The 25,791-nt window shown below is 47.4% G+C and carries 16 protein-coding genes; 6 read left to right on the top strand and 10 right to left on the bottom strand.

Translation table 11 applies throughout. The annotated features are described in order from the left end of the window. Positions 1–22: 22 nt before the first annotated feature. From rlmN to CVV44_19095, 9 genes are read right to left on the bottom strand one after another with little or no spacing between them, the layout of a single operon-like run. Complete coding sequence (gene rlmN, locus CVV44_19135; GenBank protein ID PKL35648.1) at positions 23–1,114, bottom strand: 23S rRNA (adenine(2503)-C(2))-methyltransferase RlmN; 1,092 nt, start codon at positions 1,112–1,114, stop codon at positions 23–25. Further along, positions 1,095–3,320, bottom strand: coding sequence for a hypothetical protein (locus CVV44_19130; protein PKL35647.1), 2,226 nt, complete (start codon positions 3,318–3,320; stop codon positions 1,095–1,097). Before CVV44_19130 ends, rlmN begins: the two co-directional genes overlap by 20 nt. Before the next feature lie 43 nt (positions 3,321–3,363). After that, positions 3,364–4,551 (bottom strand): hypothetical protein, encoded by a 1,188-nt coding sequence (locus tag CVV44_19125; protein PKL35646.1) that lies wholly within the window; start codon positions 4,549–4,551, stop codon positions 3,364–3,366. 16 nt (positions 4,552–4,567) lie between these two features. After that, on the bottom strand, positions 4,568–5,221 hold the full coding sequence (locus CVV44_19120) for a serine/threonine protein phosphatase (protein PKL35645.1): 654 nt from the start codon (positions 5,219–5,221) through the stop codon (positions 4,568–4,570). A gap of 25 nt (positions 5,222–5,246) precedes the next feature. Beyond that, a complete protein-coding gene (locus CVV44_19115; GenBank protein PKL35644.1) occupies positions 5,247–6,350 on the bottom strand; it encodes a hypothetical protein in 1,104 nt (367 codons plus the stop codon). A gap of 36 nt (positions 6,351–6,386) precedes the next feature. Continuing rightward, positions 6,387–7,292, bottom strand: a complete 906-nt coding sequence (locus CVV44_19110; GenBank protein ID PKL35643.1) for a hypothetical protein — start codon at positions 7,290–7,292, stop codon at positions 6,387–6,389. A 46-nt stretch (positions 7,293–7,338) separates the two neighbouring features. Then, complete coding sequence (locus tag CVV44_19105) at positions 7,339–8,316, bottom strand: peptide ABC transporter permease (protein PKL35642.1); 978 nt, start codon at positions 8,314–8,316, stop codon at positions 7,339–7,341. Further along, on the bottom strand, positions 8,313–9,314 hold the full coding sequence (locus CVV44_19100; GenBank protein ID PKL35641.1) for a diguanylate cyclase: 1,002 nt from the start codon (positions 9,312–9,314) through the stop codon (positions 8,313–8,315). The genes CVV44_19105 and CVV44_19100 overlap by 4 nt, the downstream gene beginning before the upstream one ends. Beyond that, complete coding sequence (locus CVV44_19095) at positions 9,311–10,930, bottom strand: hypothetical protein (GenBank protein ID PKL35640.1); 1,620 nt, start codon at positions 10,928–10,930, stop codon at positions 9,311–9,313. The genes CVV44_19100 and CVV44_19095 overlap by 4 nt, the downstream gene beginning before the upstream one ends. Positions 10,931–11,309: 379 nt before the next feature. Between CVV44_19095 and CVV44_19090 the strand changes: the two genes are divergently transcribed. The 4 genes from CVV44_19090 (at position 11,310) to CVV44_19075 (ending at position 16,995) form a co-directional block, all read left to right on the top strand. Further along, a complete protein-coding gene (locus CVV44_19090) occupies positions 11,310–11,747 on the top strand; it encodes a hypothetical protein (GenBank protein PKL35639.1) in 438 nt (145 codons plus the stop codon). 66 nt (positions 11,748–11,813) lie between these two features. Further along, positions 11,814–12,719 carry a class I SAM-dependent methyltransferase gene (locus tag CVV44_19085; GenBank protein PKL35638.1) on the top strand — a complete coding sequence of 302 codons (906 nt, stop codon included), beginning with the start codon at positions 11,814–11,816 and terminating at the stop codon, positions 12,717–12,719. A gap of 275 nt (positions 12,720–12,994) precedes the next feature. Further along, a complete protein-coding gene (locus tag CVV44_19080; protein ID PKL35637.1) occupies positions 12,995–15,133 on the top strand; it encodes a hypothetical protein in 2,139 nt (712 codons plus the stop codon). Positions 15,134–15,648: 515 nt separating this feature from the next. After that, positions 15,649–16,995, top strand: a complete 1,347-nt coding sequence (locus tag CVV44_19075; GenBank protein ID PKL35636.1) for a hypothetical protein — start codon at positions 15,649–15,651, stop codon at positions 16,993–16,995. Between the two features lie 503 nt (positions 16,996–17,498). Here CVV44_19075 and CVV44_19070 read toward each other — a convergent pair. Beyond that, complete coding sequence (locus CVV44_19070) at positions 17,499–19,181, bottom strand: sodium:phosphate symporter (GenBank protein ID PKL35635.1); 1,683 nt, start codon at positions 19,179–19,181, stop codon at positions 17,499–17,501. 1,746 nt (positions 19,182–20,927) lie between these two features. Here CVV44_19070 and CVV44_19065 point away from each other — a divergent pair. Together CVV44_19065 and CVV44_19060 are read left to right on the top strand one after the other, a co-directional pair. Beyond that, entirely contained in the window at positions 20,928–22,937 is a 2,010-nt protein-coding gene (locus CVV44_19065; protein PKL35634.1) for a hypothetical protein, read from the top strand. A 412-nt stretch (positions 22,938–23,349) separates the two neighbouring features. Then, complete coding sequence (locus tag CVV44_19060; protein PKL35633.1) at positions 23,350–25,734, top strand: hypothetical protein; 2,385 nt, start codon at positions 23,350–23,352, stop codon at positions 25,732–25,734. Positions 25,735–25,791: the final 57 nt, after the last annotated feature.

The following is a 25,791-nucleotide window of genomic DNA, read 5'->3' as shown; positions in this document are numbered from 1 at the left end:
TTTCCGTCACCCCGTTAAATTTTCAGGCACTGCATTTTTCGTTCCCCGTGGAACCACCGCCCGGTACTCCTCCCTTTGTTCCGTACCGCTTCCCCGAGAGCTGCCCGCATGCCCCGGATATATCGCTGCCGGCGCTTTTCCGCACCGATACGGGTACATTCATGATCTCCAGCTCCCCGATGAAGGCGTTGATTTCATCCTGACCGGGAACATCGATACCGTGTTCACCGCTGTTCAGCGGAATGAGATTCAGTTTGACCCTTGAAGACCGGAACATCTTCTTCAGTCTTCGGGCGTCATCCTTTGAAATGTTGTCGCGGCGCATCACGTATTCAATGGTCAGCCTGTTGCGCGAAACGGGAAATTTCCTCTCCAGCATGTCGGCAATGTCCTGAAATGGATATTTCTTTTCAATGGGCATGTTCTCCCGCCGCTTTTCCGGCAGCGTATCGTTGAGGGAAAGAGCCAGGTTGTATGGCCGTTCCTCATCGATAAAACGTTCGATGCCGTCCCTTATGCCGCATGTGGAAATGGTGATTTTCCGCACCGAGATGTGAAAGCCGAAGGAATAATTCATGATATCGGCGGCCTTCAGCACATTATCGTAATTAAGAAAGGGCTCGCCCATTCCCATGAAAACGATATTATTGTTTTTAAGGCCCGATATCCTACGTACCTGGTTCAGCTGGTCCAGTATCTCTCCCGTCTCCAGGTTCCGCGTGAAGCCCAGCATGCCGGTATGGCAGAACGAGCAGTTCATGGCGCAGCCCACCTGGCTGGAAATGCATACCGTCAGCCTGCCATCGTCGGATCCCTCGCTTTTTATGAGAACCGATTCAATGTAATGGTCATCCATGGTTTTAAAGAGATATTTTTCCGTTCCGTCAACCTTCGATATTTCCCGGTCAACGCAGGCCAGGGGCGAGACAGTATAGGCCTCGTCAAGTTTCCGGCGCAGCTCCTTGGAAAAATTCGTCATCTCGTGGAAGGATTCCACGTTTCTTTCGTAGAGCCAGTTAAAGAGCTGCTTTGCCCGGTATTCCTTTTCTCCCAGGGAGGCAAAATATTCTTCCATTTCAGCAAGAGAATAATTTTTAACTATGTACTTTCCCATGTTCTTCTTTAATCAGTTTCAGCTCAAAAAGGGCCATTTTATTGTCAGAATCGATGTCTATTACATTATTGAATGTCTTTTCAGCTTTTTCCATATCTCCCTGTTTTTTAAAACTCATACCCAGGGCGAAAAGAGCATTCATGAAGTGCGAATCAATCTCAACGGCCCGCTCAAGATAGCGGATCGAAGACTGGTAATCAAGCATCTGGTAATAGGCCGCCCCGCAGATATAAAAGGCGTACTTGTTGCGCTTGTCATGCTCGAGGTATTTTTCAGCTATCTCGATGCATTTACTGTAATTATTAACCCTGAAATAATTTTTGGCCAGATTGTAAAGGATTTTCTGGTTATCGGAAAATTTTTCCAGCCCTTTTTCCAGGAGTTCAATGGCCTCATAGTACTCATGGGAATTTATGAGCTTCTTGGAATTCTTGATGATATCAACGGCCTCATCACGGGCAAGTTCGATGACCAGCAGGGTAATATCATCCTCAAGCGCGGCATTGCCGATATAATGCTGCACGTCTTCAAGGATGAAATCGGCGAATTCCTCCAGCGGCATAACACGATTTCGCACAATGACTTCTTCGAGACGCCTGTTGGAATACTCCTTCCTTTCCTCGTTGAGAGCCTCGGGGATACCGTCGGTATAGAGAATGATGCGGTCTCCGTATTCAAGTTTCGTTGTTTTTTCATCGTACGTATCGCGGGCATCCTCAAGGGCGCCGATGAAAAGTCCGTTGGTATCGAGAAGTTCAATCTCGCCCCGGTTTGTTCTCAGCAATATGGCCTTCTGATGGCTGGCATTGGAGTATACAACGTTGTAATTATCGTCGATGGATACCATGAAGCAGGTCATGTAATCCTGGGTCTTCACGTGGTCCAGGATGTTCTGGTTGACCTCCTGGAAAATATTCTTCGGGGAATCGGACCTGCTGCCGGCATTACCGAAAGAAATCTTCGCCATGGTGGTGACAAGGGCTGCCGGAATACCGTGCCCCGAAACGTCGGCTATCATGATTCCCAGCTTGTCATCCTTGAGCTGATGAATGTCGTAAAAGTCACCGCCTATCTTCTCCATGGCCACATACCGGACAACAAATTTAAGTTCATTCCAGTCGTCGATTTTCCCCGGCAGGATACTGCGCTGGATAACGCTGGCCATGTCGAGCTGTTTCTGAATCTGCGTATCCCGCCCCTTCAGGTCCGTGAGAGCCTCCTGGAGCTCCTGCGTTCTCTGTTCCACCATGCCTTCAAGGTTTTTCCGGTGATCGTCGATCTCCCAGGCCATCTCCATGAGGGAATACTGGATCGTCGAAATCTCGTGTTCCAGGGACAGGATATCAAAACCGGCCCGGCCTCCCGAGGCAATCTCCCTGGTCACGCGCTGCATGTCCACGAGCACCCTGGTGATGGAGGAAATATTTACCTGCATGAGGTAGAAACCGGCGAAAAGAGAAATAACGAAATAGGAGATAATCACCCAGGGCTCATAGGTATTTTCATAGCGGCTCTTTTCCATGAGGGACGCAAAGGTTAACAGGGTTATGATCATGAGAACGATAAAAAATACAAACTTTATGCGTATGCCGATGAGGGCCCCGGGACGTTTTTTCTCCCCGGTTTTAATTATCTGGTTGTAGAGCAGAGCCCGCTCATTGGACGTCAGTGATTCCGTAAGGAGGTACGTTGACATGCCATAGAGTATCATGGTTATTACAACTGAGAGGGCGATGATCTTGTTTATCAGTTTGACTTCGTTAAGCGTCATCATCCCCGTGACCTTGTACTCGTACAGGGCGCTCCCGATGATGATGATTCCCACTATGGCCGCGTACAATACCGATGTCATGGTATTCTGCACGGGCAGCTCGGTAAAATATCTGTACAGCCTGTGCACTTCCTCGTCGGCCACTTCAAAATTCGCTTTAAAGGCTTTGTTGATGCGGCGGTGGGACTGGAGGACAGCCGGTATTTTCAGCGGGGTAAGAAATCCGAACTGTACGTAATGCATTATGGTTACAATTATAACGGCCACGGGAAGCAGCCTGATAAAATATACATAGAGTTTATCAAAAGAATAAGTGACAAAGGATATGCCCAGAAAGAATCCGAAAGTCGCGACAATCCAGGCTATTAGAACGGTGAAAAAGGATACCGCAAAGGTATAACTGATGTTTCTGGCTAAAAAATAGAAGAATCTCATGGCTTTTCCTTTTTTTACATTTTTTTCAGCATTGTATATTTAGTCACTCAATTTTTTCCACCTGGTCCAGAGGAGCAGGATTTTTCACACAACGAAACCCGGCGATATTATCCCTGTACAGGTTGGGAATTCCTCCGATCTGACGGCGGGTCACCCGAAGAGCGTCCTTTTTGCTGAACCAGGCGCCTCCCCGTATTACCTTGTACTGCTTTCCGTATTTCCTGTTCTTGTAATGGTTATTTTTATAGGGCATATACCAGCTGCTGGTCCATTCCATGGCGTTTCCGCTCATGTTGACCGCGCCATAGGGTGATGCCCCTGTCCGGCTGAAAATTGTTATTGGCAGAGGTGACGGCTCCAGGTCCTTCAGAGCCTTTTTTATTTCTTCACCGACAGCCGCGTCAGCCCAGAACTCCAGGGAATTTACCCTGTCGGGATGGAACTCCATTCCCCAGGGATATTCTATGGAAGAAAGATTTTCGCCGTCTATAGTCCCTGCTCCGCGTGCCGCTTTTTCCCACTCCTCTTCCGTGGGAAGGCGCTTCCCTGCCCAGCGGGCGTAGTTTTCCGCCTCATGATAGGTCACCAATACGGGGAGATCGGCCCTGTCAGGACCATAAGACGGGCTTTCCCATGACAGGGGGGGACCGACGCTGGTGTCATCCATATATGCACCGTAGTCACGGTTCGACACCTCATATTTGTCTATGTAAAAATCGCCGATGTATAGCCACTGCTGGGGATACTCGTCCCTGTCTCCCGTATTGGAACCGAAAACGAATTTGCCGCCGGGGACCAGGATCATCTCACGCCGGTCGGTTTTACCGACTATACCCGGCTTATACAGTATCGTTTCAGTGTGATATGCTTCGGGAAAGTCCCTCCGGTAGGGTTCCCGCATCTTCGCCAGGGCGATGCGGTTGCCCGCGACAAGCAGCGGTCTGAAGCTTTCTTTTTCCAGGGTATAATAGGCAACTACCCGGTACATGTTTCGGGAATTATGGACGGGAACACAGGACTTGATTTCAGCCGTGCCGATAACCTTCCCGTCGTCGAGGATGAAATAGTTTTTATATTCCGGCCGATGAGGGAATGACAGGGTCACGAGGGAGCCCTTCCGTATTGATTCAATTTCGGCAAAAACCTCGTATTCCACGGGAAAGAGGTCATGCCCCTTCACAACGGCAAGGAGAAGAACATATGTCAGTATTAAATGATATTTCCTTTTCATGATGACCGTTAACTCTTCAATCGCTATAATATATCTTTTTATCGGGCCAGCGCAGGCCGGCCAGTGGATTGCCGAAAATAATACCGTTATCAAGGGCTATGATGTTCCGTTCCTCGTCGATCATGATGCCCTCCTTTCTGCTGAAAAGCGTTGTGGGCGTATGACCGAAAATGACGGTCTTATCCCATTTTTTCCCGGACCGGAAAAACTTTTCCCTGATCCATAAAAGATCACGCTCCCGCTGCAGATATATATCCTCCTCCTCGGGATTCAGCCCGGCATGAACGGCAATAAAATCATCACCTTCATAGTACATGCCGAGATCACGGAAAAAATCAGCATGGGAAGGAGGCAGTTTAAAAGATCCATAATTTTTAGTATAACTCCGGATAGTTGCCTCGCCCCCGTTATACAGCCAGGCTTCTCCGCCTTCATCGCCCTTCAGATATTTTTCCAGCATATCCTCATGGTTCCCCTTGAGAAACACGACATTAAGTTTCTTCGCCAGGGCGATGAGATATTCCACCACCTCGAAGGAAAAATTCCCGCGATCAATATAATCTCCCAGAAAAATAACTGTGTCCCCTTCCTGGTAATCCAGTTTAACCTTGTGCACAAGACTCATCAATTCTTCCAGGTTGCCATGTATATCACCGATTAAATAATACATTTCAGCCGCGCATTAACCGTTCAGGTCAGTCCATTTCAATATGCCGTATAATTCTGTCTATTTCAATGGGTTTTTTCAGAAGAAGAAGGTTTCTCTTTCTGAATGTGCGAATCTGTTCCGGACAGATGTCGTTGTATATAAATACGGTCTTTGCAAACCTGCCCATGATTTCGCCGAAATCTTCCATGGGCTCGAATTCCTTTTGTACAAAAGCGCAGTCGATGATAAGTCCCTCATATTCCTGCTGCTGCGAAAGGGATTTCATCTTGTTTACATCGCAGAAGATGACGCCATAGCCCCGGTCCTTGAAGAGCTCCCCCAGGACCATCTCGGTTATCAAGTCTTCCACAACAACAATAATATCGCCGGGATTTTCCTTTTTATCAAAGGCCGGCTGGGTCTTTCTTATCTCGTCGATAGTCCTGAGAAAAGCCATGGAGGGAAAGGAAATAGTAATACAGTAATGATTCCCTCCCTTCATTTGCTTCACCTTTGTCAGGGCACCCATATCCCTGAGCGAGCTTATGGCCGCGTCGATTCCCATACCGATTTTGTTGCTCTCCCCGGACTGGTAGGTATAGAAGGACTTCTGGATCTTGTCCATACCGGGAAAGTTGGTGTCAAGGCCGGAAAATTCCAGGGAGACAACGATATTGGATACATCCTCGGCAACGGATATGCGGCACCGTGAATCCTCGGTCATATAGGGATGATGGGCCAGGATGATACTGTAAATGGCCCTGGTAACTTCTTTCCTGGGTGCCAGTACCTGGAAATTTTTATCGGCCTCGAGGGATATGCGTGAATCGGCAAAACCGAAAAGTACGTTTATTTCATTGGCGATAGCATTGAGAATGGCGGCCACATCGACTATTTCAGGCGTATTTTCAAAGATTCTGTCCTCCATGTCCCATTCTTCTTCCAGGAAGGAGGTGGTGAGCGTCATGAGGGAATTGATGACCTTCCGGTAATCCTCGGGAATATCGTCCTTGAACCATAGAAAGGCGTTCTGCAAAAGCAGGTCGATATTCAGGTGCAGAATATTCAACAGCGTGGCCCGTCTGAAGGAATTTTCTTCCGAAATCTTTTTCAGGGCATTTAAAACCAGTTGTTCAATGTCAATGCTCATGGAATATCAGACACACTCCGTAATACCGCCCGTTCCCTAACGGACCGGGGTCGTAGGGGACAGCTTTTTTCTCAAATCATTAATTACAGTATTCCCTCTATGTATATCATCGGCATCCAGGATGCCAAAAATCCACTGTTTATGGAGTGATACTATAATAAATTGCCCATCATCACGCTTTTTAACGGCCGCCGTTTCATTGTCACCGCCGACAAGGATGAATCCCCCCACTCTACCGGACAGGATGGTATTAAAAAGCGACGTGGCATCACTGATGGTTTTGTGCCTGGAATAAAATATATGTTTATCCCCCTCCTGCAGCTTCATCTTCCTGACATAGCAGGGGCGTACCTGGGGCAGATCGGGATGTCCCTGCATATAAAAAACCGCGGGAAGGGCATTGACAACGTCATCAAAGAGATGCACATCCTCGGGCAGGGGATCACGGCTGTAATGACCTTTCAATTTCTGCCGCACCACATCGAGAAATACCGCCAGATCCTTTGTCTGAACATCTGCAGGAGACGATGTTTCAATACGGATATACCACTGACCCCGGCGGGCGAATATCCCCCTTTCGCAGGACCAGGCTTCGGGTCCCAGGGGTCTCGTCTCCCCGGCGCTGTCCCTCTCCTGGGAATAGAGTCCGTAGGCCTCCAGCACCGAAACGCACTGAAGAAGGTCCACCGTAACGAGGCGGTCCTGGCCGGAATAGGCGCGGAACCGGGCCCAGGCCCCTGCCCTGATCAAACCCCTGTTCCGGTTCATAATCTCTCCCGTAAAAAGTTCAGGCCGCGGAATAGCCATGGTTTCGGCCAGCTCCCATCCGGGAACCTCGATTTCACGGGGCAGAAAATCCGCCGTGGAAGCGTTGTTCTTCCGGGAGAGCATGCAGCCCGTGCCGAGGAGAAAACATATGGTTATGATTATTTCACGTTTCATGGATACAATATAGTTAATTCCGGTACCGGTATCTATGCTAATGGCATTATTTGCTGATTGCCTTGGGGTCCAGGGCGTCCTGAAGTCCCTCACCCACGAGGTTATAGGCCGTGATGGTGATAAAAATGGCAAAACCCGGGATCAGTGTCAGCCACCAGGCAAAATCCATGAAATCCCGGGACTGCGAAAGAATATCGCCCCAGCTCGGCGTGGGCGGCTGTACACCGAAACCGAGAAAGCTCAAGGACGATTCCACCAGTATGGTCGACGCGATGCCGAAGGTGGCCGAAACAAGCACCGGGGCCATGGCATTGGGAAGGATATGCCTGATGATTATCCAGCTGTCCCGCGCGCCGGCGGCCCGTGATGCCGTAACATAATCCAGTTCCCGGAGCTTCATGAATTCCCCGCGCACGATCCGGGCGATGCCGGTCCATCCCGTAATGCCGATGACCACCATGACGCTGGCCAGGCTGGGCCCCCACAGGGCCAGGATGGTGAGTATGAGAAAAAAAGTGGGGAAACACATGACGATCTCAATGACGCGCGAGATGATCATATCCACCTTTCCGCCATAGTAGCCCGCAATGGCGCCGACAATGATGCCTATGGCAACATACATGAAAACAGCGATGAAACCGATAAAAATGGACACCCTGGTGCCGTGTATCATGCGCGATGCCAGGTCCCTGCCCTGCTCATCGGTGCCCAGGAAGTGTTTCGCCGAAGGGGCGACAACGATTGAATCAAGATCATATTCCGACGGGCTGTAGGGCACAGGGGGAAACACTTTAAAGCCCGCGTATATATCCTTGCGCAGGTCCATGTTGCGCAGTTCGGGATAGTCAAAAAACAGGGGGAAGTAGACCTTGCCCCGGTCCGCGTACACATAGGGCCTGTCGCCGGCCAGGAGCGGGGCCATGAGGGCCATGGCAAAAAGGCATAACACAATGATGAGTCCCGCCAGGGCCAGCCGGTTCTTTTTGAATTCGCGCCACACGCTGTTCCAGTATCCCTTTCTCATAGCCGGCCCTCCAGTCTGATGCGGGGATCAACCACGGCATACAGGAGGTCCGCCACGAGTATTCCCATCATGGTGAGAAAGGCCGATATGGCGGCAATGGCCATGATAACGGGGATGTCCCTGGCCAGGATGGCCTCGAAGGCCAGGAGACCCATGCCGGGAATGGTGAATATCTGTTCCACGATTACGCTGCCGCCCAGGAGCCCGGGAAGCAGAGTGGCCATGAGCGTAATGAGCGGAATAAGGGAATTACGGAAGGCGTGAACAAAGATCACGCGCCGCTCCGATAACCCCTTGGCGCGCGCCGTGGTGATATACTGCTGGTTTATCACCTCCAGCATGTTGGCCCGGGTATACCGCGATAGAAAGGCGAAGCTGCCATAGGTCAGGGTTACCACGGGCAGGACCAGATGCCACATAAAATCACCGGCCCTGGTGAAAAAACCCGCCGCTTCCAGGCCCTCGGTACTAATCCCTCCCAGGGGAAAGAGATTCATGTATTCCCCGCCGCTGAGAAACATGAGCAGCAAAAGCCCGATCCAGAACGTGGGGAGCGAGTATAATATAAACAGGGCCAGGCTCGTGACCCGGTCAAAAAGAGAGTCTTTCTTTACCGATGATATGATGCCCAGGGGAATGGAAATAATATACACGATGAGCATGGTGATGATGTTCAGGGTCAGCGTTATGGGCAGGGCGTCGGCTATGCGGTCCGCCACGGGCCTCCCGTCCTTGCGTGACGTGCCCATATCGAGAACGACGAATTTTTTCAGCCAGATAGCGTATCCCACGACAACGGGCCTGTCCAGGCCGTACAGCTTTCGTTCCTGTTCCAGTATTTCCTTTGACGCGGCCGAAGTCTTCAATGCCCCCTGCATATCCAGGCGCAGGCTGGTATAATCGCCGGGCGTAAACCGCACGATCATGTACGTCACCAGGGTTATGCCGATGAATGTGGGTATGAGGAGAAGCAGTCGTTTCACTATATATTTTGTCATTTGTCATTCCCCCGGCCCGAATCGTCGGCGACGGTCCATTCCTCCATGTTCAGCCCGGCCTGATGGACCTTCACATTGCCGAAACGACGACTCGCTATCACCAGGTCAGGGGAGCAGAACATGAAGGTGTAGGGCTGTTCCTCGTAGAGAATCTCGCCCAGCCTCCGGAAAAGTACCGTTCTCCGCTCCGCATTGAACTCCTTGCGCCCCTCTTCCATGATCCTGTCGGCCTCGGCATTGTGGAATCCCGTAAAATTAAAGCCTTCCTTCATCTGCGACGAGTGCCAGAGATCGTAGGGATCTTCATTATATCCCAGGCTCCAGCTCAGGGTCACGGCCTCGAAATCGCGCTTCGTGAGCTTGGTGACGAAAACGGCCCATTCATAGCGGTTGATATTCATTTCTATGCCGGCCTTGGAAAAGTCTTCCTTAAGGATGCTGGCCAGGCGTTCGGCGAACTTGCTCCCGGAGGAAATGGTGAAGGTGAAAGAGAACTTTTCGCCCTTCCGGTCCAGGATGCCGTCATTGTCGCTGTCGGTCCAGCCCGCCGCCTTGAGCAGATCCCTGCCCTTTGCCGGATTATATTCCCGGGGGACCAGGTTCTTATTATAATACCTGCCGTTCTTATAAAAGGTACCGGTGACGCGCTCCCCCAGACCGAAGAGCAGCTTTTCCAGGATGGCGTCCCGGTTGATGAGATAGCCGAAGGCCTGGCGGACGCGCCGGTCGCTGAAGGGCCCGAAACGCGTGTTCCAGGCTATATAGCTGTAGTTGGGCGTGTAATATTTCAGTTTATAGAATTCCTTATTGAACTTTTCCGAATCGGTCTGGCGCACCCACTGTATGGGCCGCACGGCCATGAGGTCCAGTTCCCCTTTCTTCGCCATCTGCAGGGCCACGTTCACCTCGGGAATAACACGGTACACGATACGTTTTATCTCGGGCTTTTTATCCCGGAACCGTTCATTGACTGCCAGCACTATCCTGCTCCCCGTGACCCAGTTGCTGAACACGTAGGGACCCGTACCCACGGGATGGCGGTTATTTTTGTGAGTGTTGATATCGGTGCCGTCATCGAAGATATGTTTCGGGATAATGGTCATGCCGCCGCAGATGCGCAGGGCCAGGAAATACTGCTTTTTATAGATGAAATCCACGGTATGGGAGTTGACTTTGTTCACCGCTTCGATTTCAATGTAATTGACCTTGCGGTGCGCATTGGCTGTTTTGGGGTCCATGATCACCTTAAAGGAATAGACCACATCGTCGGCCGTGAAAGGCACGCCGTCGCTCCAGACCACGTTCTTTTTAAGGTAAAAGCGGAAACGCCTTTTATCGGGTGAAATATCCCAGCGCTCGGCCAGGTCGGGCTCCATCTCCAGGGTGTCGCGGTTCATGTCCAGGAGCGTTTCATAGATATGGCCGTTAATGGCGGCCTCATAGGCGTCGCTGGCGATAACAGGATTGAGCGTTCCCGGTTCTGCACCCAGAAGCGTGTAGAGCGTGCCGGGGTCCCTGCCTGACGCGCCGTCGGTGCAGGTCGTGAGGGACATGACCAGCATAAGCGGGAAGATGACGGCAAAGGATTTACGGTACATTGTCATTCTCATGGTCATTCAGACATGCCTTTTGGGAAATTGGGTCGAAAACCCGTCGATTTTTGATATGACATAATACAGATTCAAAGAGGTGCTGTCAACTATTTATGGACGGATATGGGACTGAGTCATGGGCTTATCAAATCGATGTTCTCATGGAGAATTGAGTTTACAGGTAGCCAAAAGAATATCCATGAAATGAATCAGCACATCGACCGAGGTACATAATCCTCTTTCCCCTTTGCTCTTATGAGCCCCTTTTGAGAAAACTACTTTTCCCGGCGTAATGACCAAAACTATTGACATAACAACAATGCGCTTTTCTAGTGTTATTTACTTGACAAATACAGTAATAAATATATATCTTCTACAATTTTACTAATTTCAGGAGGAACAAATGAAAAAGTATTTTCTTATAGCATTCTTTATTATTCTCAGTACATCTGTCTTTCTTTTTACCGGTTGTTTCACCTCTGAAAATGATGATTCCATGTCATACACGGATATAACATTAGGAGTACAATATAATGAAACCATCCCGTCCTATGGCACAAAGATCTACCGGGTGCTCACAACTACAGCAGGAAACTATGAGATTTCATTAACGAACCTGGGAAGTGACCTTGGCTGGACGCTGTGCAGTTATGACGCTGGTGATAATTCTCTGGATGATCTCGTTAATAACATAATTGATTATGATAACGGCGACCAATATTTTGATAACACCGATGAAGTATATACGGAAGCTCTCGCTGCAACCACATACTATTATATTGTCGTTGACGAGTATGACTCCGTGTCTAGCTCCTACACACTGGAAGTTGATCATAACTGATAAATCCATGGCAGAACTTATGTATATGTCTTGACACCACTTCCGATCGGCCGTAAATCATGAGCCATGAATGATTACGGTAATACAACAATCTACGCCCATCCCCGGGAAGCCTGCCCCCTGTGCGGCTCCCGGGAAATCGGCTTTCTCCATGAAATAACCCGGTTCCGGCATCCCTTCCGTGTTGACCGGTGCGATACCTGCCGTTTCATATTCATGAATCCCCGGTTCAGCGACGCAAGTATCGAGGAATTCTATTCCGAGGATTATTTCAAAGGCAATGCCGATTATACCTACCATGACGAGCGCGATATCAAAAAATACGCCATGTATGTCTGGAACAGGCGCATCGAGATGCTGCACCGATATGTGTCTTCGGGTAATTTTCTCGATGTAGGAGCCTCCTTCGGCGGCCTCATGGAGGCGGCGCAACAGTACTATACATCCTTTGGCATCGAGCTCTCGGCATACGCGGCAGACCATGCGGCCTCGATCCCCGGCACCACGGTTCACCGGGGAACCCTCGATGATCATCCCTTTGATGAAAGCTCCTTTGCCGCCATTACCATGATCGAACTTATAGAACACCTGAAGGACCCGGTGAAGGCCATAGGGGAGTGCTTCCGGCTTCTGCAGCCGGGAGGAATCCTGGTCATACAAACGGCCAACATGGCGGGCCTCCAGGCCAAATACCATGGCCAGGACTACAATTATTATCTTCCCGGGCATCTTTCCTATTTTACAAAGAAAAACCTCACCGAGGCGCTCCTGGCAGCGGGTTTCTCGCGAGTGAAGGTCTTTCATCCCGTGGAGTTCGGCCTGCTGCCGAAGCTGCGGAAGTCCCGGGGAAGCTTTCATTCCCTGAAGGACTACCGGGCCTGGATACGGATATCGTGGTATCATTTCCTCAGCAAGTTCCATGTGGGCGATATCTGCGCCACCAGTTCCATGGTGGTGTATGCCTTCAAATGAGTGCCCCCGGCGGATTAATCTCAATGCTGATTCATTAGGCACGTTCGCCGCCCCCTCAAGGGGGCTCTAAATCTATAGATCGCGGCATAAAAACAAGCCGCTTGTTCATCAACCCCTCTCAGGGGTGGCGACAGAACATGCATGAATAAAAATAATTTCTTCGCCGGGGTTAGCAGAGGAAAACCTTCCCGCTCGTCAGGTGAAAAATAAACAGTTACCGAAATACCCCGTATTTTGCTTGACTGAAATACACTGTCGTTCCGTAAATACCGGACATGAAGACAATATTTTTATCGATTTATGAGTATCTGGCCTCGCGCTACCGTGAGTGGTCCCCGGCCCTTTCCCTGTACCTGCTCATTTCCATCATCATGCAGGTCCTGTACCGCGTCCGTATCCTCACCATGATACGGGAATCCTATGCCGATTTCCGTTCCCTGGGTTTCATGGACTATATGTCTCTCTTCGGACGCACCGATGCCGTGACAACGCTGCTCATCCTGGCCATACTGCTGCTCATATTCATGGCTGCTGGTCCCTTCAGGAAAACGGGACTTGTGCTTGCCTCGGCCTTTACCCTGGTCCAGTGCGTGGCGCTGGTTCTGGGCATGGATTTTTTCCGGGTCTATGAAACAACATACCAGAAAAGCTTCTGGACCGATGAGAACAATTCGGCCCTGGGCGAGATGTTCATTTCTATCCTTTCCGAAACGTCCCTGCGTTTCTGGGTTTTCCTCTTTATCCTCACGGTCCTTCTCATCATGTTCTACCGCCTCTTTGTCCGCACCTATGATGAACGGGGCATGGCCCATATCATGAATACAACGCCGTCAACGGTTCCTGCCCGGACCGCAATGATGTTCCCCGGAGCCGCAGCCCTTGTCCTCGCGGCCCTGGCCCTTTTTACCGGCGGCGACAAGGGCCTGAAAAGCATGGCGGACCGTTTTCCCGGCATGGACGCAAAAAAAAGCACCGTGGCCCTGCGCGAATTCGCCATGAGTCCTCTGTATAACCTCGCCCTGGAGAGACAGGCCCCGGAGACCGGTCCTGCCGCGGATAAAACCGCCGGTAGTACAGGACCATTCACCTACCGGTTCAATACCGATTCCCTTGAGAACAGCGACCGGTACGATGAAATAGACCTGATCCCCCGGGGGCGCCGGTACAATATCATACTCTTTTTCTTTGAATCGACTGCGGCGCGATATATCGACCTGGACATAAACGGCAGGGCCGTGACCCCCGTGTGGCGAAGGCTGCGGGAAAACAGCCTGTCGGCAAAAAACCATTACGCCAATTTCCCCCTGTCGGCCAATGCCATGCTCTCCATCATGACGTCGGCCTATGACCATCCCTCAAAGGATCTCATCATACAGAAGCATTCCAATATCGGTCTCACGAGCCTTTCCCAGGTCCTGAAGGACAGGGGGTACCGGACCTGCGTCATCCATCCCGGCGACCTGCGCTACGCCGGCCAGAAGCGCTTCCTGAAGTACCGCAAATTCGACAGGATCATCGATTACAATGACCTGAAGGACATTCCTCCCTACAACTACAAGGTGGGATGGGGCCTCGATGAACGCTCCATGATCGAGCCCTCCGTGGCGTTCATGAAGGAAAAAAGAGAAGCGCCCTTCTTCATGGTGTACATACCCGTGAATCCCCATCATCCCTACGCTATTCCGGGAAAGGAATTCAATATAACAGGAGATATACCGGTTAACGCCGATTACAAGACGAAGAACTGGCTCAATTACGTCAATTCACTGCACTACGCCGACGCTGCCCTGGGCGCCCTGGTGGACCGGCTCGAAAAGGAGGGTCTCATGGAAAACACCCTCCTCTTTCTCTTCGCCGACCACGGTGAGGCCTTTTATGAACACGCGAAGAACTACAACCATCCCTTTTTCCTGTACGAAGACAATGTCCATGTCCCCTTCCTGGTGTACAACCGGAAGCTCATTAAAAAGGCCCATCAGTACCGGGGCATTTCGCGGCATATCGATATCATGCCTTCAATACTGGACATCCTGGACATACGGGGCCCGGCGGAACAGGAGGGGATATCCTTCTTCGGCCCCCACCGCGGGCAGATGGCCCTGCTGCACACCTACTGGAAGGACGACTACATGGCTATTCGCGACGGGAAATGGAAATACATCCGGCGCATGAAGGAAGGCTTTGAGGAATTGTATGATATTGAAAAGGATCCCGGTGAGAAAATAAACCTGGCCGCAGGCAACGCGGACCTTGTCAGTACGTATCGTTCCCATGTGCTGAAGGCCCGTGAGCATAAACTGGCATATTATAATATCATGCTCAAAAAGGAAAGCTCCCCCGCCCTGAAAAAGAGAAGCGCCGCTAAAAATGCATTGAATAAAAACCGGAAAGCAGCGGAGAGGAAAGAATTATAGAGACGCGAGGGTTCGCGTCTCCGTAAATTCAATCAGCAGGTGCTGCCGCCTTCGACAATAAAACCCTTGCCGTAGGGGGTCTCGCGATAATCCACGATTATGCCCGATCCGGTCTCGACAAAATTCTTTATCTTGTCATCGAGAACGACGGTGATATCATTCGTTGTAAAACTGTGATCTTTTGAGTCTTCCAGCTCATCCAGAGCCAGCCCCAGTCGGGGTCCGCCTCAACCAAAGCCCGAGAAAAGTATTCGCAGGGCCGGGTTCTTGAGATCGGCATCCTTCATAACCAGGTTAAGATTTTCTTTTGCCTTATCAGTAATGGTGACCGACATTGATAACTCCATAGTAAATATATTATTTTAGTTATTTACAATATACTTATATTCTGCATATTTGTCAATACAATTTAAAGAATAACCGGCCGCTTTCCCCTTACCGGAACCGGTAAAACTTTTGACACGGCGGGAATACTGTTATAGGATACCCCTATCACGGTTAAGGAGACAGACATCATGAAACACTTCGATCTTCTCGTCATCGGCGGCGACGCCGCGGGCATGAGCGCCGCTTCCCAGGCCAGGCGCGTCAATGAATCCATGACCATCGGGGTTTTCGACAGGGGAAAGCATGTTTCTTACGCGGCCTGCGGCATGCCCTATTATATTTCCGGGCAGATAGCGGACCACCGGAGCCTTATTGCCATCGATAAGGACGAATTTATCGAAAAAAAGAACATCGATATCCGCAACGACGCCGAGGCCGTAAAAACGGATTTTACCGCGAAGACCGTCACCATCCGGACACCTGACGGCGACACCGAATACGGTTATGATAAACTGGTCATTGCCACGGGCGCCCGGGCCTTCCGGCCGCCCATTCCGGGAGGAGATGCCGATACTATCTTCTACCTGCGCAACCTGGCCCAGGGCATGGCCATCAGGGAATACGTCGAAAAGAAGAAACCATCGCGGGGACTCATTATCGGCGGCGGCTTCATAGGACTGGAAATGGCCGAGGCCTTCAGGTCCATGGGCATTGATACGGTCATCCTGGAGCGCCTGGAATCCGTGGCCATGGGCATGTCCAGCGACGTCCGGGGCCGTATCGCGGAAAAGCTGAAGGAGAACGGCGTCACGGTCCATACGGGTATGGCCATCGAGCGTATCGATAAAAAGGGCACGGGACTTTCTGTGCGGACCGACAACGGCGCCTTTGACGCGGACTTTATCATCATTTCCACGGGAGTTCTTCCCAACACGGAATTCCTCAAAGGATCGCCCCTGGCCATGACGGAGCGCGGTGCCATAATCATTAACGAGAAGTCCGAAACCGGGATTCCCGGCGTGTACGCCGCCGGCGACTGCGCCACGGTGAAACACCTGGTCACGGGAAAGGACGTCTACATGCCCCTGGGCTCCACGGCCAACAAGCAGGGACGCGTGGCAGGCCTCCAGGCCGCCGGGGTTTCGGCGGAAATATTCCCCGGCATCGTGGGCTCGCAGTTCGTGAAGATCTTTGATCTCGAGGTGGGCAAAACGGGCCTCAACGCCGACGACGCGGCGCGCGAGGGTATCGAGGCGGTCTCGGATTCCACGGTGTGGAAGTCCCGCGCAGGGTACTGCCCCAGGGCACAGAAAATATACATCACGCTCACGGCCGATAAAGGCTCGCGGAAGGTTATCGGCGGTGAGGTTATAGGCACCGACGGCGCGGCCCTGCGGACCAATATCATCGCCACGGCCATCACGGCCGGTATGACTATAGAGCAGCTGGCGTATCTTGACCTGGGCTACGCCCCGCCCTTCTCGCCGGTCTGGGACCCGGTCAATGCCATGGCTCAGAAGATGGTGAAGCGGTAACTCGGTCCCTGCGGGGCTTTTTGGCAGGGGTTCCCTGCCGGGTGGGATGTCCCGTGGGTCCGGGACAGGACCCTTTGCGGCAGAGGCCCTCTGCCGGGGAGGGATTCCGGGGCGTCCGGGCTACCCTTCCCGGGAGGTTTTTAGCCTTTATCAAGGCTGGGGATTTTTATGTCCCGGTTGCCCGGGACTGAAGCACGAGGAAGGGGCCTCGCCGCCCCCTCCTCGACCTCCCCGGCGGTCGCTGGCCGCGACGGGCTAAGAGTCTTTCTGTATCAGATAACCCGCCTTGTGCGGCCTGCGGAGGAGCGTCCTGCTCCATCCTCGGCCGCAGCCCAGGCGTTCGGGCATCCGTGCCCTCGCTTATCAGATGGTGATTATTCCGGCAGATTATTTTGCTTTGAGGCAGTAGGCCCCTTTATTAAAGACAACGCGCATGGAGGCGCCAGTGTCACATGCTGACAGGATGTCAAAAATGCGTGTGACGGGCGCGCGTCAGCGGGGGGTTAATTCTTTTCAGCCATTACCTCGGCCACGTTTTGAATGTACTCCCTGATGGTCCTGTAGGAATTGAGCATATTGATATAACTGACACTGAGCAGAGGTTCCATTTTCTTTTCCGACAGTCTCTGGAGATGGTTGTTTCTCAGTTTCTTGAACTGATGGGTTATGGCACTGCCCTGGCTGTATACCTTCGGCAGATCAACGGACTGCCTTCTGTACAGGGAGGTGTTGATCGTTTCAAAATACGCAGCAACATCATCGTGAAGCCTGCCGATCTCGATTCTTTTCGTTTCCGTCAAATTAATACCGGCGTCACTGAGCTTGAGGTGCAGCTTGAGGATATTGGTGATATAATCGCTCACCGATTCATATTCATCGGCGATTCGAAGATGCGCCTGGGCCTCTATGGTGTTCCGGTGAGAAATCTCCCGGGACACGGTATCCACCAGGAAGGTGGCGATTTCTTTCTGCATTATATCCAGCTCATCTTCCATCTGGAATATTCTTTTTACAATCTCCTGGTCCGGTTCGGGATGGGAGTATACCTCCCGGAGATCAGTAAACATTGTCCTGATCTTATCTCCCATGTTGAGGATTTCCTTTCGCGACTGTTCGATTACCAGCATGGGGCTGTCAAGGAGCCTCACGTCGAGTTTTGTCAGCCTGTGGACCGTTGCCGACGGATCGTCTGATATGATTTTTTTCAGGGATGATGACAACAGCCGGGTAAAAGGCAGAAACAGGATTACATTGGCAATATTGAATACGGTATGCGCCGTAGCGATTCCTTTTATCACGACAGGATAGGTCGTTACGCCGTTTTCCACCAGTATCGTGTTCGGGTCCGCGCCTATTATCCATGGGATCAGTCTGACGAACAGGCTGAACAGGGGCAGTACCCATAGTACCCCGACTACCTTTATCAGGATATGGGCATATGCCGCCCTCTTCGCGTTCGCTCCCGCGCCCAGTGACGCGAGAAATGCCGTGATTGTCGTACCTATATTCATTCCCAGGACGAGTGCGACCGATGTCTGGAAATCGATCACTCCTGTCGCGGCCATGCCCATGGCAATACCGACGGATGCCGACGATGACTGTATTATGGCGGTGACCACGGCCCCGGCCAGGGCACAGAGCACCAGACTCCCGCCATTATCCGGAGAGAAGAGCGTAAAGAGACGGAGAAACTCAGGAATTTCCCTGAGGGGCTTGAATCCGTTTTTCATGAGCTCCAGGCCGAAAAAGACCATGCCGATCCCCATTACCATGAGGGCTATGTATCGCACCTTTTCCTTTGAGGAAAAGAGGTAGAAGAAGCCGGCGATACCCAGAAGCGGCAGTCCGTATCTGCCGATGTCCAGTACAAGTATCCATCCCGTAATGGTTGTGCCTATATCGGCGCCGAGGATCACGCCGATGGACTGCGTGAGGGTCATGACCCCGGCGTTGACAAATCCTACAACCAAAACCGTGGTGATTGAACTGGACTGTATTATGGACGTTACGATCAGTCCCACGGCCAGTCCCCTAAACCTGTTATTGGTGACGGTACTGATTATTTTCCTGAGGCCGTCACCCGCTACGGCCTGCATGCCGTTTGACATGTTGTTCATGCCGATGAGAAAGAGGGCTAACCCGCCGATCAGCTGGAAGATCATGCCTGATATTATTTCGTAATTCACTGAATACTCCCCTACCCGGTTTTATTCATCCTTGTACTGCAGGTTGTGTCCTTTTTACACATTATGCCTATTCATGCAATTAAAATCAGGTTTATTTTTGTACTTTTTTCCGGGTCGGTTGGGCCTGCCGGCTGCTCTGTCAGGGTGTTTCCCTGCCGGGGTGGGTTGTCCCGCGGGTTCGGGACAGGAACCTTTGCGGCAGAGGCCCTCTGCCGGGTGGGGAGGCCGGGGTGTCCGGGCTGCCCTTCCCGGGAGGTTTTTAGCCTTTATCAAGGCTGGGGATTTTTATGTCCCGGTTGCCCGGGACTGAATCACGAGGAAGGGGCCTCGCCGCCCCCTCCTCGACCTCCCCGGCGGTCGCTGGCCGCGACGGGCTAAGAGTCTTTCCATATCAGATAACCCGCCCTGTGCGGCCTGCGGAGGGACATCGTGTCCCATCCTCGGCCGCAGCCCAGCAGAGAGTACATCCCTGTACTCTCTGACTGGTTTCTGGTGACCCTGTTCTTCGCGTATGATCACCGGCGGATCATGGGTGTTCCGGTTTCCCGGAACGGGGATTGCGGCAGGGGGCACTCTGCCGTGTAGGGAGGCCGGGGTGTCCGGCGGACGGTTCCTGGCACCTTTGCCCCTTTTTTGTCACGCCACAAAAAAGAGGCGAAAAAAGGGCGCTCGCTCAAACGCCGCGAGGGGCTTAAGACTCTCCGTGTCAGCTAACCTGCCCTGTGCGGCCTGCGGAGGGACATCCTGCCCCATCCTCGGCCGCAGCTCAGCAGCGAAGGCGTCCATGCCTTCGCTGTCTTGTGTTTATATTTTGTCATAAAAAAATACCCGTAAAAATCATGTAGGGTTTTCCGAAAATATCGGGAGCGTCCCGGTACGCGGCGCGACAGCCGGGGCTCCCCTGCCCTTGCTGCCGCGCCGCGTGTGCTTCTCCGGGTCATTGTGTGTATGTAAAATTCCAGTTTTCAAAGATCGAATGCGAGACTGAGCTATATATTTAAAACCCTGTGCGGGTCCGTGATGCCTGTTGTTATTAATACGCGCAGGGATGAAATAAATTAAAATTTTTTTTCCGTTTCTTGCTTTGGTTAGCATTTTTTATATTTCGGGTTCGGGTCTTTGAAATATGATAGTCGGAGCATAGACGCTTCATGCCAGGAACATGGTAGGAACAACGGAGGAAGAACGGAGGAAGAACGGAGGAGCGGCCTGCCCGGGAGATTACGGGATCGGCGGGTGGTGACGGAATTTTTTCAAAAGTAGGGAAATTGTTTTAATATCTGGGGATGGAATACGTATGATACTGTAGACGGGCCTGTGGTCAGGAAACATGTGCTGCTTTTGTGCCCGGGAACTTTTTATCAATATCGGGTGCGCGGGATGAAATCGGGGTTGACTTATTAGAGTTTAATCCTGTAATTGAATAATGGTGTTTATGGGGGGATGATGCGGTTAATGCGAATTGCGGATAAGTGTTGTTATATGCAATTGCCCCGCCCCCTTCTGGGAAAGGAATAATTGCTGAGACAACTGGCGTCCGTGCCAGTTGTAACTTTAGGCAAGTTTATATATAATAAGGAAATCTGTTTCAAAATATATTGCCTGTATTATTGAGTTATTACTTTATTAAATATATCATTTATAAATGTATAAAGTATATACTTTATATGATAAATATTTCCAAAATTGCTATAGGCTCTTTAATAATATGTTAGAAACTATAAATTCTATAATAAAATTATTTCTATGAATATGAAAAGGATAATCTCCGTATTTATAGCCTCTCCAAATGATCTTGCTGACGAACGTCATTGTTTTAAGGATGTAATTAAGCAACTAAATGTAGGCTTTGGCGATGGAGCAAATGTTGAATTTGTGCCTTTATGTTGGGAAGATACTCTTGCTTCAACAGGTCGGCGTAATCAAGGTGTGATCAATGAAAAAATTGATAAATGTGACGTTTTTATTTTAGTGATGTATAGAAGATGGGGCCAAGATGCACCCGACGCATCACCATACACATCATACACAGAAGAAGAGTTTTACAGAGCTTTAGAAAGATGGAAAAACGAAAGAACTCCTGAGATATTTGTCTTTTTTAAAAGAGTTGATGCTGCATCTGAAGCTGATCCAGGTTATCAATTACAAAAAGTAATAAATTTTAGAAAGCAATTAGAAGATACACACTTAGTCTTATATCATTATTTTGAAAATGAAGAAAGTTTTGTAGCAGAAATTGATCATCACCTTAGAGCTTATGTGAAAGGAGAACTTCCTAAAACTAATCAACAAAGAGACATTGTCGTTCTACCATCAGGAGTACTTGAAGAGGTGAATAAGGCAAAAGCCTTAGCAGAAAAAAAGGCTTTTGAAGCTGCACAGGCTCATGACGATGCAGAGAAAGCACGCCTGAAATTAGAAATTATGCAATTTCAAATTGCAAAAGATGCGGCAGAATTATCTAAAGATGGGAAAATCGAATATGCTCGACAAAAATTTGCAGAACTAATAACAGAAACAACTGATGTAAGAATTTTAGCTCTTGGTTATGAATTTTTTTTCCGTACTGGTGATTTGACTTCTGCGTTAGAGTCTTTAAAAAAATGGCTATTTATTAGTAATTCTGAAACAAATTTTCCTGAAGCGGCAAATGCATATGGCAACCTCGGAAATCTTTATTTAGCACAAGGTTATATTAAAAAAGCTGAAAAAATGTACCAAAAGTCATTAGCCATAAATGAGGAGCTTGGCCGTAAAGACGAAATAGCAGGAATATACTGCAATCTCGGAGTCCTTTATCAGGAGCAAGGTGAGTTAGAGCGTGCTGAAGAAGCGTTTAAAAAATCGTTAATCATTAATGAAGAACGTGGCAGTAGAATAGGCATAGCAGATATTTGTGGTAATTTAGGAAACTTATATTTTATGCAAGATGATAATGATCTTGCTGAAAAAATGCATAACAAATCTTTATCTATTTTTAAAGAACTTGGCAACAAAGAAGGCATGGCCGATCAATATGGTAACATGGGACTTTTATATAAAACGAGAGGAGATATTGAAAGTGCTAAAAAAATGTACAAAAAGTCATTAACAATCAATAAAAAACTTGAACGCAAGAAAGGTATTGCAAACCAGTATGCCAATCTCGGTGTTCTGTTTCAGTTACAAGAAGATTTTAAACAAGCTGAACTAATGCATAAAGAGTCATTATCCCTATATGAGACTCTTGGTAGTATGGATGGTATGGCTAACGAATATGGTAATCTAGGAATCCTATATACAACGCACGGTGATCTTGTGAATGCCGAAAAGATGTACAAAAAATCTTTGGCTATTAACGATGCCCTTGGTAGAAAATATAGCATAACAAAAGATTATAGGAATATCGGTCATTTGTATTTTATTCAGGAGAACTATAAATGTGCTGAAGAGATGTTTGAAAAATCATTGGCTATTGAAGAAACAATTGGTCGCAAAACTTATATTGCAGATCTATTCAATGATTTTGGACTTTTATATATGAATCAAGGTGAATTAAAACGTGCAGAAGAATTTTTTCAAAAGTCATTATCTCTTTTTAAGATAGTTGATAACAAAGAGGGAATCGGCAATCAATATGGTAATCTTGGTATTATATATGCGATGGCAGGTGATCTTAACCATGCTAAAGAGATGTACACGAAATCGTTAAATCTTTTCCTTGAAATAAAATCTACAAAGGCTGAAGAAATTCGTAAGCTACTAAAAGATTTATAATTATAAAATATTTTAATTATTATAATTCAAGCTCAACATCGTGTTTCGCTTGACTTTAAGTTAAATGAAAAATAAAGAGGGGGCGGGGCAAAAGCATATAACACGGCACACGCGGCTCCGGGCTTTCAGCCCTACGCCCATATTTGCCAAATTATTGTGGAGATAAATTTAAAGACTTAACTATATTTAAAGTTGAAAATAATGAATACTGACATGGCAAACATCGCGTGTGCCGGGAACGTTAAGCGCAATTACCCCGCCCTTTGCGGGAAAGGAATATTATATAAAAACAACTGGCATCCGTGCCAGTTGAAACTAAAAATAACTTAAAAGTTTGATATAATATATCAATTACAATGCATTTGCAACATAATATTTCTGAGTTGAATATATTTTAATTTTGGAGAGAAATATGGTACTTACAAAAATTGATATAGTGTCTTATAGGAGTATATTAAACACTCCGATAAACATTGATAACAATCTCCTAATTTTTATAGGATACAATGAGGCAGGAAAGACAAACATCCTCGATTCAATTCGACTTTTAGACAATGACTTTAATATTACTGAAAGTGATAGACCGAAGATGCCTGGTTCACCAGAGACAAAAATTAAATATCACTTTAAGTTAAGTGAAAATGAAATTGGTATTATAAAACAAAAAATTGAAGTATGGCTTTTAGAGAATACTACATTGGAAACAAATAACATATTTCCCGACGTAGAGAAACAATTAAATAAAATATCTTTAACATCCATATACGACAGCAATAACAAACATCACTTTTTAATTGATGAAGAGTTAAAAATCAAAGATGAACTGTTCTTTCTAAAAGAAGAGTATCATCAATATATGTTTCCAATGCTTAATGCGAATAAAGAAACTATTCAAGCAAATCATAATTTAATTATTGATAAAACAATTTTAAATACTACTGAGGAAGTAATTAATAAATATAATGAATTACTTAGCGTAAAAGAAAATATTGATAAAGAAAATTCAATAGCTGATGGTTCAAAGAATGAAACTGAGCCCCCAAATAGTGAAGAAAATAATTCTCCAGAAAATAAAATAAGTACTACACTAGTTTCTTTAAAAATATTAGAACAAGAATTAGAAGATGACCTTAAAGAATATGAAAATTTTTTTAATATTAATGTTTTCGAAGAGGAGATTGATAAAAGGCGAAGTAAAATAACCGAATTAAAAGAGAAAGTAAACACTTTAAAAACAAGTATCAATACGGATACTCCTCCCCCAAATAAAGAAGAAATAGAAAATAAATTAAATAGTCACTCACAATTGATTAAAAGATTAAATCATGAAAGTATGGTTATTGAAAGCTTAAAGGATACTCAAATAAAAGATAGATATATTCAGTTAGATCAAAATATTTTAAAAGAGCATCTCTCTATAATAATAAATGCGATAGTAATTGATTTAATACCAAATGTAGTATACTGGATATATTCTGATCAATTTCTGGTACCATCGGACATGACATTTGAACGACTTATGAAGAATAATGCTCCTTGGGAGAACTGTCGCCCCTTATATAATATATTTAAACTTACACCTGATTTAGGAATAACAAACGAAAATGATTTATCTAAAAAAATAGACCTTTGGAAAAAAGATGGTAGCGAAAGGGAAAGAGATAAAAGGTCAATTAATCGCTGTATAAATGAATATTTAAAAAATAAATGGCCAGAATATACCCAAAAAATTGCATTAAATATAGAGTCAAATAGAATTACAGCACATATTCATGATCCAGAAAGTAGTTATGGTAGTTTCTATGGAATGAGCCAACGCTCACAAGGGTGTAGAACATTTATATCCTTTCTACTTACAATTGCAGCAGAAACACATTCAGAATCTATTAGTAATTATATATTAGTACTTGATGAACCAGAAACTCATTTACATCCAAGTGGTGTGCGTTTTATGCGAAATGAGTTACTAAAACTCTCTGAATTAGGGAATACAGTGTTTTGTGCTACACATTCCATATTTATGATTGATAGACTTTGCTTGGAACGACAAGTTATTGTTAAAAAGATTAATGAAGTCACAAGTATAAAGTATGCATCCGAAAGAGCTTTAACCCAAGAAATGGTTTTATATACTGAAATGGGTACTTCTCTTGAAGAGTTCTCAGTTCCAGCTAAGAACATAATGTTCGAAGGTGATGCAGACATTACATTATTTGAAACCTTCTATAAAAAATGTCTTACAAAGACTGAAAAAAAATTTGAAGGATATGTTTTTCGTGATGGAGACGGAACAGAGACAATGAAAACATTTTTTAAAGAAAAAGTTATTAATGAGAATTCAAAATGGATTTTAATTTTGGATAATGATAGAGCTGGTAAAGAACTTGAGAAAAACATTAAAGGAAAATATCCATCTAATAAAGAAAAAGAAATGTTTAATTACTACTATTATAAATCATCAAGATCTGACAGCGCAGAATTAGAAGATTTATTACCAATAAATTTATTAAAGTCTGTCTTTGATGAAATAAAGAATGAAAATCAAATATCTATTGAATTTGATATTAATTTTGAAAATGGATACACAAGTGTTTTCAATGAGGCTTTAAATAGATTTCAATTAGATGAACCAGAGAAAAAAAAATTTAAAGCAGAATTTAAAGAAAAATTAAATACTACAATTCAACAAATGATAAATGAAATGTCTTTAGCAGATAGAAGTGGGAATAAGAATAAAGAATCATTTATTAGTATTTTTCCTGAATATGCTCAATACTTCAGAGATACTTTTATTTAAAGTTTCATGGCTATATAAATGAATTTATTTGTATTTAGACAATCCAAGCTCAACTCG

It is taken from the genome of Spirochaetae bacterium HGW-Spirochaetae-1 (assembly GCA_002839375.1).
Taxonomy (GTDB): Bacteria; Spirochaetota; UBA4802; order UBA4802; family UBA5550; genus PGXY01.
This window is presented reverse-complemented; position numbering and strand designations above follow the sequence as displayed.

Excerpts from the sequence above, each read along its gene's own strand:
- CVV44_19090 (PKL35639.1), top strand. The coding sequence starts at position 11,310 with ATGAAAAAGTATTTTCTTATAGCATTCTTTATTATTCTCAGTACATCT.
- CVV44_19085 (PKL35638.1), top strand. The coding sequence starts at position 11,814 with ATGAATGATTACGGTAATACAACAATCTACGCCCATCCCCGGGAAGCC.
- CVV44_19120 (PKL35645.1), bottom strand. The coding sequence starts at position 5,221 with ATGTATTATTTAATCGGTGATATACATGGCAACCTGGAAGAATTGATG.
- CVV44_19105 (PKL35642.1), bottom strand. The coding sequence starts at position 8,316 with ATGAGAAAGGGATACTGGAACAGCGTGTGGCGCGAATTCAAAAAGAAC.
- CVV44_19110 (PKL35643.1), bottom strand. The coding sequence starts at position 7,292 with ATGAAACGTGAAATAATCATAACCATATGTTTTCTCCTCGGCACGGGC.
- CVV44_19100 (PKL35641.1), bottom strand. The coding sequence starts at position 9,314 with ATGACAAAATATATAGTGAAACGACTGCTTCTCCTCATACCCACATTC.
- CVV44_19095 (PKL35640.1), bottom strand. The coding sequence starts at position 10,930 with ATGACCATGAGAATGACAATGTACCGTAAATCCTTTGCCGTCATCTTC.
- CVV44_19080 (PKL35637.1), top strand. The coding sequence starts at position 12,995 with ATGAAGACAATATTTTTATCGATTTATGAGTATCTGGCCTCGCGCTAC.
- CVV44_19075 (PKL35636.1), top strand. The coding sequence starts at position 15,649 with ATGAAACACTTCGATCTTCTCGTCATCGGCGGCGACGCCGCGGGCATG.
- CVV44_19130 (PKL35647.1), bottom strand. The coding sequence starts at position 3,320 with ATGAGATTCTTCTATTTTTTAGCCAGAAACATCAGTTATACCTTTGCG.
- CVV44_19125 (PKL35646.1), bottom strand. The coding sequence starts at position 4,551 with ATGAAAAGGAAATATCATTTAATACTGACATATGTTCTTCTCCTTGCC.
- CVV44_19065 (PKL35634.1), top strand. The coding sequence starts at position 20,928 with ATGAATATGAAAAGGATAATCTCCGTATTTATAGCCTCTCCAAATGAT.
- rlmN (PKL35648.1), bottom strand. The coding sequence starts at position 1,114 with ATGGGAAAGTACATAGTTAAAAATTATTCTCTTGCTGAAATGGAAGAA.
- CVV44_19060 (PKL35633.1), top strand. The coding sequence starts at position 23,350 with ATGGTACTTACAAAAATTGATATAGTGTCTTATAGGAGTATATTAAAC.
- CVV44_19115 (PKL35644.1), bottom strand. The coding sequence starts at position 6,350 with ATGAGCATTGACATTGAACAACTGGTTTTAAATGCCCTGAAAAAGATT.